The sequence below is a fragment of the Bryobacter aggregatus MPL3 genome (assembly GCF_000702445.1).
Lineage (GTDB): Bacteria > Acidobacteriota > Terriglobia > Bryobacterales > Bryobacteraceae > Bryobacter > Bryobacter aggregatus.
The window spans coordinates 1,441,269-1,456,923 of sequence record NZ_JNIF01000003.1; the positions used below are offsets into that span (position 1 = coordinate 1,441,269).

The following is a 15,655-nucleotide window of genomic DNA, read 5'->3' on the forward strand; positions in this document are numbered from 1 at the left end:
GCATCCAAAGGAACACCCATGCGAATCGTCTTTTTCCTCCTCAGTTTGAGCCAACTGTCTGGCCAGAACATCACCCCGCCCGCCCTCTCCACTCCGCCAAGCAATCTGCCGGCCCAACAGATTGGAGCAAACGATCTTCTGAACGTGACCGTTTATGGGGCGCCCGAGCTATCCCGGACGATTCGAGTGAGTCCGGAGGGGATGATCCGGATGCCGATGGTGCGCGCCGATTTTCCCGCGGCAGGCAAATTCCCGGGCGACCTGGAAGCCGTGATCGCCACCGCACTGGCCCAGGAGCAGATTCTGATCGATCCGGTCGTCACCGTGACCGTGGCGGAGTATGTCAGCCGGCCGATCAGCGTCATGGGCGCGGTCAAGCAACCACTCACCTTTCAGGCTTTTGGGAATCTCACGCTGATCGACGCCTTGAGCCGCGCTGGCGGGCTGACCGCAGACGCGGGTGGAGAGATCCTGCTCAGCCGTTCGCAACCGGGCCTGGACGGAAAGGCAACGAATCTGATTCTGCGGGTTCCGGTCAAGCAGTTGATCGACCAGGCCGATCCTGAGTTGAACTATGCGCTGCGTGGGGGAGAAGAAGTACGGGTGCCCGAGGCTAGCAAGATCTTCGTCGTCGGCAACGTGAAGAAACCAGGAGCCTTTGCAATGCGGGACAACGCCGACAATACAGTGTTGAAAATGCTGGCGCTCAGCGAAGGATTGATGCCCTTTGCAACCGATGAGGCCTATATTTATCGCCGCGAGGGCGCCGACAACGGTAAGAACGAAATTGCGATCCCACTCGCCAAGATCATCGAGCGCAAGTCGCCCGACGTCACCCTGATGCCGAATGATGTCCTGTACATTCCCGACAACAAGCGGCGCCGGATGACGATGTCGATGGTGGACCGGCTGGTGACCTTCGGCGCCGGAACCGCATCCGGCATGTTGGTTTGGCGGCGCTAGACAGACCGTAGGCTGCTGAGGAGTGGCTATGAATTACTACGATGAACTGGACATCGCCCCCGATGCCAGCCCGGAGCAGATTCGCAAGGCATTTCGTGGCGTCACACGGATGCTCCATCCAGACCTGCAGATGGACGACCAGATGCGGCAGTTGGCTGCGGCCCAGATGCGTCGCCTGAATGAGGTCATGGATACACTTTGCCACCCGGACAAGCGACTGGCCTATGACCAGTCCCTCGAGGCGCGGCAATATGAAATGCTGCCGGTCTTTGAGCCTTCGCCCGATGGCCCCGGCCGGACAGGAGCAGCCCAGGCCTCCGTGCCAGCATTGGGCGCAGGTCTGGTTCTTGGCTCTTTGGCCATGTACTGTGTCTCCGTGCTGGTGCGTCCAGAACTGGAGGCTGCCAAACGTCCACCCAACGAAAAGCGGGTCGTGGTCACAGAATCCCGCAAGGCTCCTGCAGCAGAGCGCCAGATCCGGCAAGTGGCAAGCCCCGCCATCCAGAAAAAGCTGCAAGCGGAAGTGCCACTCCCGCCGCCGCAACCCACCACGGATGCGATGCCCATTGCCGAGGCGATGGTGGACGCACCGCCGATCGAGCGGATCGCACCAGTCCAGCCCCTTCCCGCAACCCGGTCCGCCGTAGCGGCACAGCAACCGGCGCGCCGCATCGAACCAAGGCCGCTCGAAGGAATCTGGCTGTATGCCGCAGATGCGAAAGAGAAGCCCGCGCGCTGGGCCTACGCAGCCGAATACGTGGAGTTGCGAGTGCAGGAACGGGAAGGCGAGATCGTAGGAGCCTACCGATCGCGATACAAAGTACCGAATCGCATCTCGCAGCCTGAGGTTACGTTTCGCTTTCGAGGCCCTGCCAGTTCCACAGCCTTCGAGTGGCAAGCCGCAGGAGCCCGGGGCACCATCCAGTTACAACTGCAGGGAGACAACGTCATGGAAGCCAGTTGGACGGTGGCGGACTCAGGCAATATTCATGGGCTTGGAGCCGGTTCCTCCACACTAATCCGCCGTCTCAACTGAAGACTTTGGCGAGTACCATAGAAGCTCGATATGAATATTCTTGTCTGCGGCGGCGCTGGGTTCATCGGCAGCCATGTATCGAAATCAATTCGTCGGGCCGGCCATGTGCCTGTCGTCTTTGACAATCTCTCGGCCGGCCACGAATGGGCCGTACAGTGGGGGCCCCTGGTGCGGGGGGATCTGAGCGATCGCGACGCCGTAGAGGCTGCATTGCGCACGCATGCGATCGATGCCGTAATCCAATTGGCAGGCTCGATCAATGTCGGTGAGAGTATGCAGAACCCAGGAAAGTACTTCCGCAACAACTTCTCGATTAGCGTGAGTCTTCTCGAGGCAATGGACGCCGTGGGCGTCCGGAAGATCGTCTTCAGTTCGACGGCGGCGATATATGGAATCCCGGCCGCCAGCCCGATCCCGGAGGATGCCGTCAAAGCTCCCATCAACCCCTATGGAGAGGCGAAGTACTTTACGGAGCGATTGCTCGATTGGTACACCAAGGCCCGGCAGTTCCAGTGCCTGGCCTTGCGTTACTTCAATGCGGCGGGTGCCGATCCAGAGGGAGAGATCGGCGAGATGCACTCCCCGAAACCCACCTGATCCCGCTCGTCATCTACGGCGCAATGGGCCAGCGGCCTCCGGTGAAGATCTTCGGCACGGACTACCCGACACAAGACGGGACGGCGATTCGCGATTATATCCATGTCCAGGATTTGGCCAGTGCGCACCTCTTGGGCGTCAACTATCTGATGGCCGGTGGCGCGAGCACGGCGGTGAATTTAGGCGCTGGAACCGGCGTCAGCGTTCTCGAGGTGCTGCAGGCCGTCGAGAATGTGAGTGGAAAACCAGTGCCTAGCGAGCGCTTTGGCCGCCGGGCAGGCGATCCGCCAGCACTGGTCGCCCAGGCTGGCCTGGCCAAAGAAGTGATCGGATGGAGCCCACAACATTCGTCCATCGAAAATATCGTGCGCGATGCCTGGGGCTGGAGCGAAAAGGCGATTCGAACCGGAATCTACGCGGAATAGCCGTTAGCTTTTAAGGCCCAGTACGCCGCCCAGCGTGCCAGCCTCCCGCACGGCCCGATGGATCGCCTCGACCATCACTTCAGAAGCTGCAATTCCCAACGCGTTGATATCTACTCCCGGAATCGCGCCTGTCGACATGGCGAAGACCGTGTCTCCATCTCGCGTCGTATGCACTGGTGAGATCGCACGCATCACACCGGCTTGCGACAACTGGGCAAGCTTGGTTGCCTCCACTTTGGTGAGTTTGGCATTGGTGGCCACCACAGCCAGCGTGGTATTGCCGCCCGTAAACTTCGGAACCGCCCCATCCAGCATCTTTCTCGCGGTATTGACGAACTCGCGGCTGTTCGCCGTCTTTCTGGCCCCCGCAATCACCTCGCGTCGGTCGTCGATGACGTCGCCCAGCGCATTCACGGCGACGATCGCCGCGACTTTCACCCCTTTAAAGCGCCCTGAGAGTTCCCACACCGCTGTCCCAATGCCCCCCTTCATTGCACAGGACAAGCCGTTGATTTTGCCCACGGTCGCGCCGGTTCCAGCGCCGACATTGCCTTCCGCCACTGGCGTGCCCGGCTCGCTCATGTAGGCCTGAGCCGCTGCTGCTGCGCCCATCTCCCGATTGGGGCGCGCCTGCGCATCGCCAATGCCCAGGTCATAGAGAATCGCCGCAGGTACGATCGGGACCCGCGTCACTCTCGTATCAAAACCCACACCGTGCTGTTCGAGAAAGGTCCGCACGCCACTGGAGGCCTCAAGCCCAAAGGCGCTGCCGCCCGATAAGACAATCGCGTGGACCACTGGAGTGATGTGCATCGGATCCAGCACACCAATCTCTGCGGTGCCGCTCGCTCCTCCCCGAATATCCACTCCTGCGCTCGCTCCAGCCTCGCACAAGATCACCGTACAACCGGTAATCCCTTTCAGATCAGTCGCATGCCCTACACGGATGCCTTCTATCGCGGTAATGCCGTTCACGAGGGTATGCTAGCATCAAAGCGTTTTCACCTTGACTGCGGGGGCAAGCCGGTTGCTCGATTACCTTAAGAGCCCTGTACAAACATTTCAAGATTTCCTGATTCTGGCTGGGCGCAGCCTGAAAAACGTCACGAGGAAACCCATCTACTGGAAAGACATCCTCATGCAGATGGACTCGATCGGCGTGGGCAGCCTGCCGATTGTCACGTTAATCGGGGCCTTCAGCGGCATCGTCATGACCTTGCAGCTCTCGCGGGCTCTTGCCACCTACGGGGCCACATCGCAAACCGGCCAGGTGGTTTCCATCAGCATCGTGCGTGAACTCGGGCCCGTGCTGACCGCGCTGTTGATTGCCGGCCGGAACGCCTCGGGCATTGCCTCTGAACTCGGTTCGATGAAGGTAAGCGAACAGATCGATGCCATGCGGGCGCTTGGCACGGATCCCATCCAGAAACTGATCGTTCCCCGGCTGATTGCCACTGCGGTGATGCAGCCCTTGCTCACTGCGATTGCCGACTTTGTCGGCCTGCTCGGCGGTTTGATCATTGCCGTCACCGTGATTGGCAATACGGCGAACCAGTACTGGAGTTCGGCGATCGACATCCTGCGCTTGAACGACATGGTACAAGGGCTCGTAAAACCTTTTCTATTCGCAATGATTATCGCGCTGGTGGGTTGCTTCTACGGCATGCGCACCTCTGGCGGCACCCAGGGCGTCGGGTTGGCAACCACCAAGGCCGTCGTGGTATCCAGCGTCTGGGTCTTTGTGATCGATGCGCTGATCACTCAGATTTTTGTCAACCTCACCTGAACGAAGCCATGTCCGACGTCATCCTTCAGTTCGACGAAGTGAGCATGGACTTCGACGGGAAACTTGCTCTCGACAAGATCAGCTTCACCGTCCAGGCCGGCGAAACCTTCATTTTGTTTGGCGCTGCCGGCTCGGGCAAAACCGTACTGCTGAAGCTGGCGATGTCGCTGTTGTCTCCCACTTCAGGCCGCATTCTGCTGCTCGGGCACGACATCACGTCCATGAAGGAATCAGAGCTGTTTGGGTTGCGGGCAGAGGTCGGCGTGCTCTTCCAGGAAGGGGGGCTCTTTGACTCGCTCACGATTGCCGACAATGTGGCCTACCCCTTGCGGAATCAGATGTCCCTACTCGCCCCAGAGGACGAGATTGCGGTCCGAATTCAGGAATCACTCGATTTCGTCGAGCTCGGACACACACTCGACAAATTTCCGAGTGAACTCTCGGGCGGCATGCGCCGCCGTGTGGGCATTGCGCGGGCCAATGTGACCAATCCCAAGATTTCGCTGTACGATTCGCCCACCGCCGGGCTCGATCCGATCACCGCGCACACCATCATGTCACTCATCATCAAGCAGCGGCAGTTGCGGCACACCACCACAATTTTGGCCTCCCACCGCTACCAGGACGGTTCCATGGCGGCAAACTATATTTGGGATGAGAAAGCACATGACGTCGTACGCGCGGCTCCTCCTGGCAAATATGCCGACTTACGAACCACCTTCCTGGTTATGAGTGAAGGACGCATTGTATTCTCGGGCACACAGCAGCAACTGGAACTCTCGCGTGACCCCTATGTGTCACAATTTGTATTGCATCAGCCCCCGCCGAAACCACTTGCGGGTGCAGAGCGGGGACAGCCTCAGGCATGACGTCGAAAAAGACCACTTGGGCACAGCTACGCGTCGGACTCCTGGCCATCGCAGGTCTCGTACTGCTCGCCGTGCTCGTTTTCTACATCACCAGCACACAAAATCTATTTGAGTCGCGATCGAAGGTTTACGCCTATCTCGACACCAGTGGCGGTCTCTTGAAGAGCGCTCCGGTCCGCTTGAATGGAGTTCTGGTGGGCAAGGTCACCGAAATCGTTTTGTCGGGTGAGAACAGCCCCAACCGCATCATTCGCGTCACCATGGAGATCGACGACCGGATGATGTCTGCGATTCCGAACGACTCCAAGGTCACCGTCGGCGCCGAGAATCTCCTGGGCGCCAAGCTGATCGCCATCAAAAAGGGTGTGGCCCCCGTCTCGATTGCCAAAGGCGGCGAATTGCCTAGCGGGTCCACTCCAGAACTGGACGACATCCAACAGCAGGCCTCGCAGACCATTGCCGTCATGCAGAACATCCTCACCAAGGCGGAAGGCATTGTCGGGCAGGTGGAAGCCGGCAAGGGCACCATTGGTAAGTTGCTGGTGGACGAAGAGCTCTACAATCGCTTCCTCAGCATCACCAAGGAAGTAGATAAGCTTTCTGCCTCGCTGAACCAGGGACGCGGCACGCTGGGCAAACTGCTCAGCGACGATGCTCTCTATACCGACGTGCGCAAGACCATCTCGCGCGTCGATCAGGTGATTGCCGACATCCAGGCAGGCCAAGGCACCGCCGGCAAACTCCTCAAGGACGAAGCCGTTTATAACGAAGCCAAAGCCAGTCTGGTGGAGATGCGCAAGCTGCTCTCCGACCTCAATGCTGGCCAGGGAACGGCGGGCAAGTTGCTCAAGGACGATACACTCGCCAAGCAGCTCTCGGCAACCATTGGCCGCGTCGACACCCTGCTCGACAAAGTCAATCGTGGCGATGGAACACTGGGCCAGTTGCTAGTCAATCCCTCGCTCTACGAGAATCTTAATGGGACGGCGGTGGAACTGAAGAGCCTGATGAAGGACTTCCGCGCCAACCCCAAGAAGTTTTTGCGAATCAAACTCGCCCTGTTCTAGATAGAAGCTTCCAGTGCGCGCACTTGTTGTCAATGCCGACGATTTCGGGTTCACGCCCGACGTGAACGAAGGAATCATTCGGGCACATCGCGATGGGATTCTAACCGCAACCACGCTGATGGCCAATGGCGACGCGTTTGAAGACGCGGTCCGCCTGGCTGATGAGAACCCTCAGCTCGACATTGGCGTCCACCTGCAGATGGTGCAGGGCAAAAGTCTCAGCCAGCCGGAACGCCCGCTGCCACAAACCGTCACGGTGCTGATGGGGGAGCTGATGGCCAAGCGTTGGGATGTCTATCGGGAATTGCGTGCCCAGGTGGAGAGAATTCTAGCGGCCGGAATTACGCCAACCCATCTCGACACCCACAAACACACGCATCTGCTGCCTCCTGTCCTTGATGCCGTCGCGCGCCTGAGTGAGGACTTCCGGATTTCCTGGGTCCGCCGTCCCTTCGATCTCCCCATGCCGGGCAATGCCGGGGGATTCAAGACACGGGTAGCGGCGCTGGTGATGCGCCAGATGCGGCTTCATTTTCGCCGGGTGCTTCTGCGCCATCATGCAAAATACACCGATCACTTTGCCGGTTTTGTATGGACAGGAAACTATTCCGCAGATGATCTGCTGCGCCTCTTTGCGGTGTTGCCCGAAGGCTCCACGGAGTTCATGGCCCACCCCGGCGTGCTGGGGCCGGATTTGGCTGGCGCGGAAACCCGGCTCAAAGAAAGCCGGGCAGAAGAGTTAAAAGCCTTGACCGATCCGCGCTTGCGGCCGGCGCTGGCCGCAGCCGGCATCGAGCTAGGCGGTTACAGGATGCTCGAACGCATGCGGCAGGCGAATCAGAAAACTGGCGCCTGAAGCATCCTCGCGATTCGAGGCAAACACCTCGCCCCCCTGGCTCTCGACGATACTGCGCACGATATGAAGTCCGAGGCCTTTGTGCTTCGGAGTCGTCGTAAAACCGGGCTCAAAGAGCCGCTCGAGCAGCCGTGCGGGAATGCCAGGTCCATTGTCTGTGACATGGATTTTAATGCCTGTGGGTACAGTGTCCGCCTTCACTTCAATGCGCCCCCCCTGCGGCATCATGCGCGCCGCATTCAGAAACAGGTTGAGAAACACGCGCTCCCAGGCTCCGCGCATCCCGGCAATCTGGAGATTCGGCTCAATGGCGGAAACCACTTCGATCTTGGGACCACGCGAGGACACAAGAAAATCCGTCAGCAAGGCCTCCACCTGTTCGAAAAGTCCGGCGACTTCCGTCAAGCCGCCCTGAGCCTCCAGGCTCTTCACAATCCGCGCGCCATGCTCCAGGTTGCGGGCAATGGTAGCACTCAGCTTCGCCTGCTTCGGATCTGCCTTCAGGACTTCATTCGCCTCGAAAAGCGTCTCGAAGACGTTGTTCAAGTCATGAACAACGCCTGCGAGAGTGAGTGCTTCAGGCCGGACCGCCATCGCTTAGCTGGTGAGGCTTCGGAGTGTGGAATAGAATTCCGGGAAGCTGACGCTGGCGGCTTCCGCGTTCTCGATTTGACACGGGCCATCGGCAACCAAGGCCGCGACGGCGAAAGCCATGGCAATGCGGTGGTCCCCGAAACTATCGAAATGCGCCGCATGGAACTTCTGTCTTCCCGGCACCGTAAAGCCATCGGGCCTCACTTCAATCTCGAGCCCGGCGCGCTTAAAGTTGTCCGCAACGGTAGCGATGCGGTCGGTTTCCTTGATGCGCAACTCGGAGGCGTCACGAACATCAAGACCTTCGGTAGCAGCGCCCAGAACCGCAAGCGTCGGAATCTCATCGATCAACGATGCGGTCAAGGCGCCCGAAATTTCGCCGCGCTTCTGAATCGTGCCACGCACCAGGATGTCGCCCACCAGCTCGCCGCACTGGTCGCCAACGTTCAGAATCTTGATCTCTGCACCCAGGCTCACCAGATAGTCGAGTAAAGCGGTGCGGGTCGGGTTCAGCCCCACGCCACCGATCACCAGATTCGAGCCGGGAATCATCAGCGCTGCCGACAGAAAGAAGGCCGAAGAGCTGAGATCCCCGGGAACCGTGAGCTCTTTCGCTGCAAGGCGCGGACGCCCTTGCAAGGTCACGACTTTACCGGCAGAAACAATGTCTGCGCCAAACATGCGCAAGGCAAGCTCGGTATGGTCGCGAGTCTTGACGGGTTCGCGGACAATCGTCTCGCCCTCGCAGAACAGCCCGGCAAACAGGACGCAGGTCTTGACCTGTGCCGAGGCCACCGGCGTTGAATAATCGATTGCTTTCAGCTTTGCGCCGCGAATCTCGAGGGGAGGAAACTTCTCGTCCGTCGCAATAATCTCAGCGCCCATTTCAGCCAGAGGCTTCATCACACGCTGCATCGGACGTTTCGCCAGGGATTCATCACCAGCAATGCGTGAGGTGAAGGATTGACCGGCAAGAATGCCACTCATCATGCGGATGGTGGAGCCGGAGTTGCCAGCGTCGAGCATCTGCTTTGGTGCAGACAGGCCATCGAGGCCTTTTCCGACGATAGAGACTTCGCTACCGCCATCCTCGACTTCGATTCCGAGTTCTTTCAGAATCCCGAGCGTCGAGTGGCAATCCTCGCCGGTCGCATAGCCGTGGATCGTCGTCTTGCCTTCGGCCAGTGCCGCAATCATCGCCCAGCGATGAGAGATTGATTTGTCGCCAGGCAGCCGGATCGCTCCGGCCATCTGATTGGCAGGGTGAATAATTTCAGTCATTCTTTTCCATTCGCGGCCTACTCGACGGGATAAGGCCCGGACTTGCCCACTCGCAACTCCCGCCCATTGCCGTCTTCGGCGCCCAACTCCACATGAACTGCCCGCGCCGGAGCGCGCAATTGTAAGTGGAACTCTGCCGATTCCCCGGGCGGAATGGTGTCAGGTTCCGGCGCGCCGCGCTGGATGGTAATCGATTGCTTGCCCGGAGCAAAAAATTCAAATACGATCTGAAGCTTATTGTAGGTTTTGGTACCCGTATTCTTGATGCTGCCATCGACAGCAAGCAACTGGTCGTCAATTCGACGAACACTGACCTGGGAAACCAGGAGTTCCGGTTGCTTGGGCTTTTTGTCCTGGGCGGACAAGAAGACGGCGATCAGGAGGCCTGTGAGTAGAATTCTACGCATTTCAGAACTGCTTGAAAGTGTAGCAACTCCGGGTGAGCCAATCTGGACCCGTGATGTCGCGTGGGTGATAGGTCCAATCTCTTCTGAATCCTACGGAATTGAAGTGCGTCCTATGGAATGTGGCCAAACGCGAAGTTAGCGTATACTAATAACAACGGGGACTGATATTTTGAGGTATCGAAGTGCGACTCTGATCCTTTGCGCGCTGCCGCTGCTGGCAGCGGTGGATTCAGATCAATATGAAAAGGCTCGTGTTCTTTTTGAGAAGACCGAGTATGCCGCCAGCGCCAAGATCTTGGAGCGGCTCAAAGAGCCTTCTGGTACCGAGCTCAATCTTCTTGGCCGCGACCACTTCATGATGGCTGACTACAAGAAAGCCACCGAATTGTTTGAGAAAGCCGCCCAGATGGAACCGCGCGTGAGCGCACATTGGCACTGGCTCGGCCGTACCTATGGACGCCGCGCAGAACTCAGCACCTTCCTCACAGCTCCCGGTTATGCGTCGAAAGCCCGGCAAAATTTTGAACGGGCGGTCCAGACAGACCCGCGCAATATCGAAGCGCTCAACGACCTTTTTGAATACTACCTGCAAGCTCCCGGCTTCCTGGGTGGCGGCCTCGATAAGGCACAAGGTCTGATCGAAAAGATCGCCAGCGTCGACCCGGCAGAGAAACATTGGGCTATGGCGCGTATCGCAGAGGAACGCAAGGATTTCAACACTGCGGAGGCGCAACTGCGCCGCAGCATGGAACTGGCGCCGAAACAGGTGGGCCGCGTTTGTGATCTCGCCATGTTCCTCGCCAAGCGGGGCCGTACGGCCGAAAGCGACGATGTGTTTGCACAGGCACAACGCCTTGCCCCGAATCACCCAACCTACTTGTGGAATCGTGCGAACATCCTGATTGAGGCCAAGCGCAATATTCCCGAAGCACGCCAACTCCTCGAGCGCTACCTCAGCTCGAAGGTTCAGCCCGACGACGACCACAAAGAAGAAGCGCGCAAGCTTCTTGCCAAAATCCACGGGGCTTAAGTCTTGAATCTCGCAGAGGTCCTCAAGTCGAGCTATGAGGCTCTGAAAGCAAACCGCGTGCGGACGCTGTTGACTGCTCTCGGCTTGGTGATCGGCAATGCGAGCGTCATTCTGGTGGTGACCATCTCACTCACCAGCACCCAATTCATTCTCAATCAAATTAAGGGCATCGGCTCCAATGTCGTGTGGGCCTATTTTGAGGCCGGTAGCCGCGACAGTGAGCAGAGCGAAGGTGACTTCGTCAAACTGGCCGACGTCGATGCGGTGCGCACCCAACTCGCCGACCGCATCGTTGCGGTCACCGCGACGATGTCCAGCAACAACAGCCTCACCATTGACGGCAAGGCCCAGGACACCAGCGTTTTGGGCGTCGATGAATACTACCCGAAGGTGCGGAATCTGATTCTGCTCGCGGGCCGCTACTTTGACCCGGAAGAAGTGAAGCAGCGTACGAAAGTGACTATGCTGACCGAGCCGCTGGCAAAACTGCTCTACGGAAGCGCCGAGGCGGCCGTCGGCAAGATGCTGAAAGTCAAAGATCACCAGTTCACGGTGATCGGTGTCTTTCGCGAACGGGTACAGAGTTTTGGTTTGAGCGAATTGGCCGATAAGGCAATGGTGGTGCCGATCACGGTGCTCCGTTATTACAACCGGGTAGAACGCATCGATCCGATGTACATCCAGGCCAAGCGCTCAGAGGACGTCGAAGGGCTCACCACCGAGGTGAAGGCCATCCTTGAGGCTCGTCATCGCAAAGGCGCACGCTACTTTGTCGACAATCTGGGTGCGATTCTCGATACCGCGAAGAACATCAGTATGATCCTCACCTTTGTGTTGATTCTGGTGGCGGCAATCGCCCTGGTGATCAGCGGGATCGGGATCATGAACATCATGCTGGTGACCGTCACCGAACGCACGAAGGAGATTGGTACGCGGATGGCCGTAGGTGCATCGCGGCGTGAGATCCTCGCCCAGTTCCTGATGGAAGCGGTGCTCATCTCTACCGGTGGAGGCCTGATCGGGATCCTGGTGGGCGTCAGTGGCCCACTCCTCGCGCAATGGCTGGTGCCGGAGTTTGGCGTCTCCATCTCGATCACCAGCGTCGTGGTCGCGTTTCTGGTTTCATTTGGCGTCGGGTTGATTTTTGGGCTGTTGCCGGCGAACCGCGCGAGCCAGTTGAATCCGATTGAAGCGCTGCGATACGAGTAGTTTGTTGCACTTGGCAACCTAAGCAAATCTTAATGTGATATCCTCCCGGTAGCTTTAGCTTCAAGGAGTTGATTTGATGTTTTACCCCCGTAGTGCCCAAGTATCGGTGCTATCCTTCCTTCTTTTCTTTTGTTTTCCCCTTCTCTCCCTTGCCCAGACCTTCACTGGAAACATTACCGGCACCGTCAGCGACACCTCCGGGTCTGCACTGGCAGGAGCCACGGTGAGTCTCAAAAATACAGCCACCAATGACACCCGTAATGCGACGACGAATGAGAGCGGACTGTACAACTTTCCACAGCTCGCACCGGGCACCTACCGTCTTGAAGTCACAATGACCGGCTTCAAGAAGTACCAGGTTGCTTCGATCAACCTCCAGACCTCGCAGGTTGCGGAAATCAATGCGCAGCTCGGTCTCGGTGACGTCAGCGAGAGCGTCGAGGTGCAAGCCTCAGCCGTTGCCATCGATACGCAAACAGCCAATAAGGAAGTCACCCTGTCTTCGCAGATGGTCGCCGAACTGCCGGTCAACGCCCGCAATCCCTTCGTGCTGGTGCATGCAACGGCCGGTGTCACGGCAGTCCGTACCGGTGTTTCCGGCGCGACCACTGACCAGAACCACAATCGTTTCTCACTGAATGGTGGACGTGGCCAGAGCGGCCTCGTTCTCATCGACGGTGTCCCGGCCACGGCCGGCGACTGGGGCGGCCTCATTGCCTCTCCTGGCGTCGACTCGATCCAGGAGACACAAGTCATCCGCACCACCTTCGACGCGCAATACGGGCGCACCGACGGTGGCGTTGTCACGATGATCACCAAGGGCGGTTCCAGCCAGTTCCACGGCCTCGGCTTTGAGTATTTGCGCAACAGCAATCTCGATGCGAACTCCTGGACCTCCAACCGCAGCGGCATCTCAAAGCCCAGCTTCCAGCGCCACCAGTTTGGCGGCAATCTGAGCGGCCCAATCGTCAACAAGTGGAATCTCTTCTTCTTCGGTGGCTACGAAGGCCTGCGCCAGGCCAGCCCCACCCAGAACATCTCCTCCGTGCCCACCGCACTCGAACGCCAGGGCAATTTCTCGAACACCCGCAATGCCGACGGCACTCTCTCCGTGATCTATGACCCCACCACGACCCGTCCGAACCCGAACGGCAGCGGCTTCATCCGTGACGCCTTCCCGGGCAACGTGATCCCTGCCAATCGCTTCGACGCCGTGGGCCGCCGCATTGTCGACCTCTACCCGAACGCAAACGCCGCTGGCGACTTGAATACCCAGACGCGCAACTTCACGATGGGCGCCAAGGCCGTAACGCATAACGACCGCTTCGACGGTCGCATCGATTGGGCGAAGAGCTCGAAGTTCACCCTGTTTGGCCGCATCACCAAGGCGAATCAGACCGACATCGCCCCGATCTTCTTTGGCAATGGTGCGGACTCCAACTTTGGCGGCGAAAATCCCCGCCACTTCGCCTCGGTCGGCTTCACCTTTGTCCCCTCGCCCACCTTCGTGCTCAATGTCCTGGTTGGACATGGCCGTTGGCGCGAAGGCCAGGTTTCGCCGAGCCAGGGCCAAGGCGCAGCCATCACCGGCTTGCCTTCCTCGCTCACCTCGCAGTTGCAAGCAACGACGCTGCCCCAGTTCTCGGTCGCCAACTATGCACAGATCGGCAACTCTCGCTTCCTGAACTTCCCGCGCCAGTCCGACACCTTACAGGTGAACGCGAGCAAAGAGATCCACAACCACAGCCTCAAGTTCGGCTTCCAGTACGACAACATGAAGCTGAACCAGACCGACATCTACAACGGCACCTTTAGCTTCAACCGTGGCCTGACAGCTGCTGAAGTGAACGCAGCTGGCAGCCCGATCGCTGTCGTCGACTCCTCACGCAGCGGCAACGCCATTGCATCGTTGTTGCTGGGCACCGGCTCCGGTGGCAGCATTCCCTACAATAATCAGCCGGCCTACAGCCAGCCGATCTGGGCCTTCTACTTCCAGGATTCCTGGCGCATGAACCGCCGCCTTACGCTCAACTACGGCGTGCGTCTCGAACACCAGGGTGGCCGTACAGAACGCTACGATCGCATCAACTGGTTCGATACCACCTCACCCAATGCGGCGCTCTCCAATCGCGCTGGAATGCCCGTCTATGGCGGCCTTAGCTTTGCCGGTCCTGGCAATCGCAATCTGCAGCTCACCGATGGCCTGAACCCGGCGCCGCGCCTGGGCCTCGCCTACAAGGTGACCGACAAACTTGTGGTGCGCTCGGGTATCGGCTACTACTTCCCCACCACCTGGGTTTCGGTTGCTTCCGCACAGGGCTTTTCCACCTCCACCTCGTGGAACTCGACGGTCGGCGGCAATGGTCTGATTCCGCAGAATCCGCTGAGCAACCCCTATCCGAACGGCCTGAACCGGGTGTCGGGCAGCAGCCTCGGCCTCAGCACGCAGGCAGGCGAAGCAGTGAGTGCCTGGCAGCGTTCGCGTCCCTCGGGCTACTCGATGAACTACAGCTTCGACGTCCAGTACGAGCTCAGCAAGAGCGCGCTGATTGAAGTGGGCTACATCGGCACCCAGGGCCGCAAGTTGCCCTACGGCGTCAATCGCAACATGAACCAGTTGAACCCCATCTATCTGTCGCTCGGCCAGAGCCTGAACGATTCGGTAGCCAATCCGTTCAACGGCTTGTTCAATTCCGGTTCGATCAATGGTCCGACCATTGCCCGCAACCAATTGCTGCGTCCCTATCCGCAGTTCACCAGCGTGAACCTGCAAGGCGACACGCCCGGCACCTCATCCATCTACAACGCACTGAGCGTCAAGTTCCAGAAGCGCTTCAACAACGGCATGTCGACGCTGGTCACCTACCAGTGGTCCAAGGCGATCGACAACGCATCGGAAACCCAGGGCTGGGAAGTGGGTGACGCCTTCCGCGACTACTACAACCAGGCCATCGAGCGTTCGATCTCGGCGCACGATCTGCCGCAGAGCCTTGCCTTCGCCTTTGTGTATGAACTCCCCTTCGGACGCGGCAAGAGCTACGGCGCAGGCATGAACAAGGTGACGGACGCCATCCTCGGTGGCTGGCAGGTATCGGGCATTGGCCGTCTGTCGAGCGGTCTGCCGCTGCAGTTCAGCGCTCCCAATACGCTCTCTGCCTATGGCTTTGCCGTGCAACGTCCGAACATCACCAGCACCAAGGATCTGGCGGTTTCAAACCCGACCCCGGACAACTGGTTCAACAAGGCCGCAGTGAGCGCCCCGGGCCAGTTCACGATCGGCTCGGCTCCGCGCTGGATTTCCGATGTCCGCTTCGGTCCCACGCGCAACCTCGACTTCTCGCTCGCCAAGAACTGGCGGGTCGCTGAACGTCTGAAGTTGCAGTTCCGTGCGGAATCTTTCAACCTCACCAACACCCCGCAGTTTGGCCGTGCTAACACGACTGTCGGCGCGGGTGACTTCGGGAGGGTAACCGGGCTTGCTCCGGGCGCCAACCCGCACAATATCCAGGGTGTGCTCCGTCTTAGCTTCTAAGCA

The 15,655-nt window shown here is 58.9% G+C and carries 15 protein-coding genes; 11 read left to right on the top strand and 4 right to left on the bottom strand.

Annotated elements, in window-relative coordinates:
* Positions 1 to 18 precede the first annotated feature (18 nt).
* The 4 genes from M017_RS0106975 to M017_RS30410 are packed head-to-tail and all read left to right on the top strand — an operon-like array spanning position 19 to position 3,021.
* On the top strand, positions 19 to 963 hold the full coding sequence (locus M017_RS0106975; protein ID WP_031496862.1) for a polysaccharide biosynthesis/export family protein: 945 nt from the start codon (positions 19 to 21) through the stop codon (positions 961 to 963).
* Between the two features lie 28 nt (positions 964 to 991).
* Positions 992 to 1,999, top strand: coding sequence for a J domain-containing protein (locus tag M017_RS0106980; RefSeq protein WP_031496863.1), 1,008 nt, complete (start codon positions 992 to 994; stop codon positions 1,997 to 1,999).
* 30 nt (positions 2,000 to 2,029) lie between these two features.
* Entirely contained in the window at positions 2,030 to 2,596 is a 567-nt protein-coding gene (locus M017_RS30405; RefSeq protein WP_202901625.1) for an NAD-dependent epimerase/dehydratase family protein, read from the top strand.
* A 23-nt stretch (positions 2,597 to 2,619) separates the two neighbouring features.
* On the top strand, positions 2,620 to 3,021 hold the full coding sequence (locus M017_RS30410; RefSeq protein ID WP_202901626.1) for an NAD-dependent epimerase/dehydratase family protein: 402 nt from the start codon (positions 2,620 to 2,622) through the stop codon (positions 3,019 to 3,021).
* Between the two features lie 3 nt (positions 3,022 to 3,024).
* Here M017_RS30410 and M017_RS0106990 read toward each other — a convergent pair whose 3' ends face one another.
* Entirely contained in the window at positions 3,025 to 3,996 is a 972-nt protein-coding gene (locus M017_RS0106990; protein WP_031496865.1) for a P1 family peptidase, read from the bottom strand.
* Positions 3,997 to 4,048: 52 nt separating this feature from the next.
* Between M017_RS0106990 and M017_RS0106995 the strand changes: the two genes are divergently transcribed.
* The 4 genes from M017_RS0106995 to M017_RS0107010 are packed head-to-tail and all read left to right on the top strand — an operon-like array spanning position 4,049 to position 7,599.
* Entirely contained in the window at positions 4,049 to 4,807 is a 759-nt protein-coding gene (locus M017_RS0106995; RefSeq protein ID WP_031496867.1) for an MlaE family ABC transporter permease, read from the top strand.
* A gap of 8 nt (positions 4,808 to 4,815) precedes the next feature.
* Entirely contained in the window at positions 4,816 to 5,676 is an 861-nt protein-coding gene (locus M017_RS0107000; protein WP_051669578.1) for an ABC transporter ATP-binding protein, read from the top strand.
* Positions 5,673 to 6,743, top strand: a complete 1,071-nt coding sequence (locus M017_RS0107005; RefSeq protein ID WP_031496870.1) for an MlaD family protein — start codon at positions 5,673 to 5,675, stop codon at positions 6,741 to 6,743. The genes M017_RS0107000 and M017_RS0107005 overlap by 4 nt, the downstream gene beginning before the upstream one ends.
* Positions 6,744 to 6,756: 13 nt before the next feature.
* Positions 6,757 to 7,599 carry a carbohydrate deacetylase gene (locus M017_RS0107010; RefSeq protein ID WP_051669579.1) on the top strand — a complete coding sequence of 281 codons (843 nt, stop codon included), beginning with the start codon at positions 6,757 to 6,759 and terminating at the stop codon, positions 7,597 to 7,599.
* Here M017_RS0107010 and M017_RS0107015 read toward each other — a convergent pair.
* The 3 genes from M017_RS0107015 to M017_RS0107025 are packed head-to-tail and all read right to left on the bottom strand — an operon-like array spanning position 7,540 to position 9,881.
* A complete protein-coding gene (locus M017_RS0107015; protein WP_031496876.1) occupies positions 7,540 to 8,193 on the bottom strand; it encodes a sensor histidine kinase in 654 nt (217 codons plus the stop codon). The genes M017_RS0107010 and M017_RS0107015 overlap by 60 nt on opposite strands.
* Before the next feature lie 3 nt (positions 8,194 to 8,196).
* Entirely contained in the window at positions 8,197 to 9,474 is a 1,278-nt protein-coding gene (gene aroA / locus M017_RS0107020; RefSeq protein WP_031496878.1) for a 3-phosphoshikimate 1-carboxyvinyltransferase, read from the bottom strand.
* A 17-nt stretch (positions 9,475 to 9,491) separates the two neighbouring features.
* Complete coding sequence (locus M017_RS0107025; protein WP_031496879.1) at positions 9,492 to 9,881, bottom strand: FxLYD domain-containing protein; 390 nt, start codon at positions 9,879 to 9,881, stop codon at positions 9,492 to 9,494.
* A gap of 169 nt (positions 9,882 to 10,050) precedes the next feature.
* Between M017_RS0107025 and M017_RS0107030 the strand changes: the two genes are divergently transcribed.
* The 3 genes from M017_RS0107030 (at position 10,051) to M017_RS0107040 (ending at position 15,652) form a co-directional block, all read left to right on the top strand.
* On the top strand, positions 10,051 to 10,911 hold the full coding sequence (locus tag M017_RS0107030; protein ID WP_031496880.1) for a tetratricopeptide repeat protein: 861 nt from the start codon (positions 10,051 to 10,053) through the stop codon (positions 10,909 to 10,911).
* A 3-nt stretch (positions 10,912 to 10,914) separates the two neighbouring features.
* Complete coding sequence (locus M017_RS0107035) at positions 10,915 to 12,120, top strand: ABC transporter permease (protein ID WP_031496882.1); 1,206 nt, start codon at positions 10,915 to 10,917, stop codon at positions 12,118 to 12,120.
* Between the two features lie 76 nt (positions 12,121 to 12,196).
* Positions 12,197 to 15,652 (top strand): TonB-dependent receptor, encoded by a 3,456-nt coding sequence (locus M017_RS0107040; RefSeq protein WP_031496883.1) that lies wholly within the window; start codon positions 12,197 to 12,199, stop codon positions 15,650 to 15,652.
* Positions 15,653 to 15,655 lie beyond the last annotated feature (3 nt).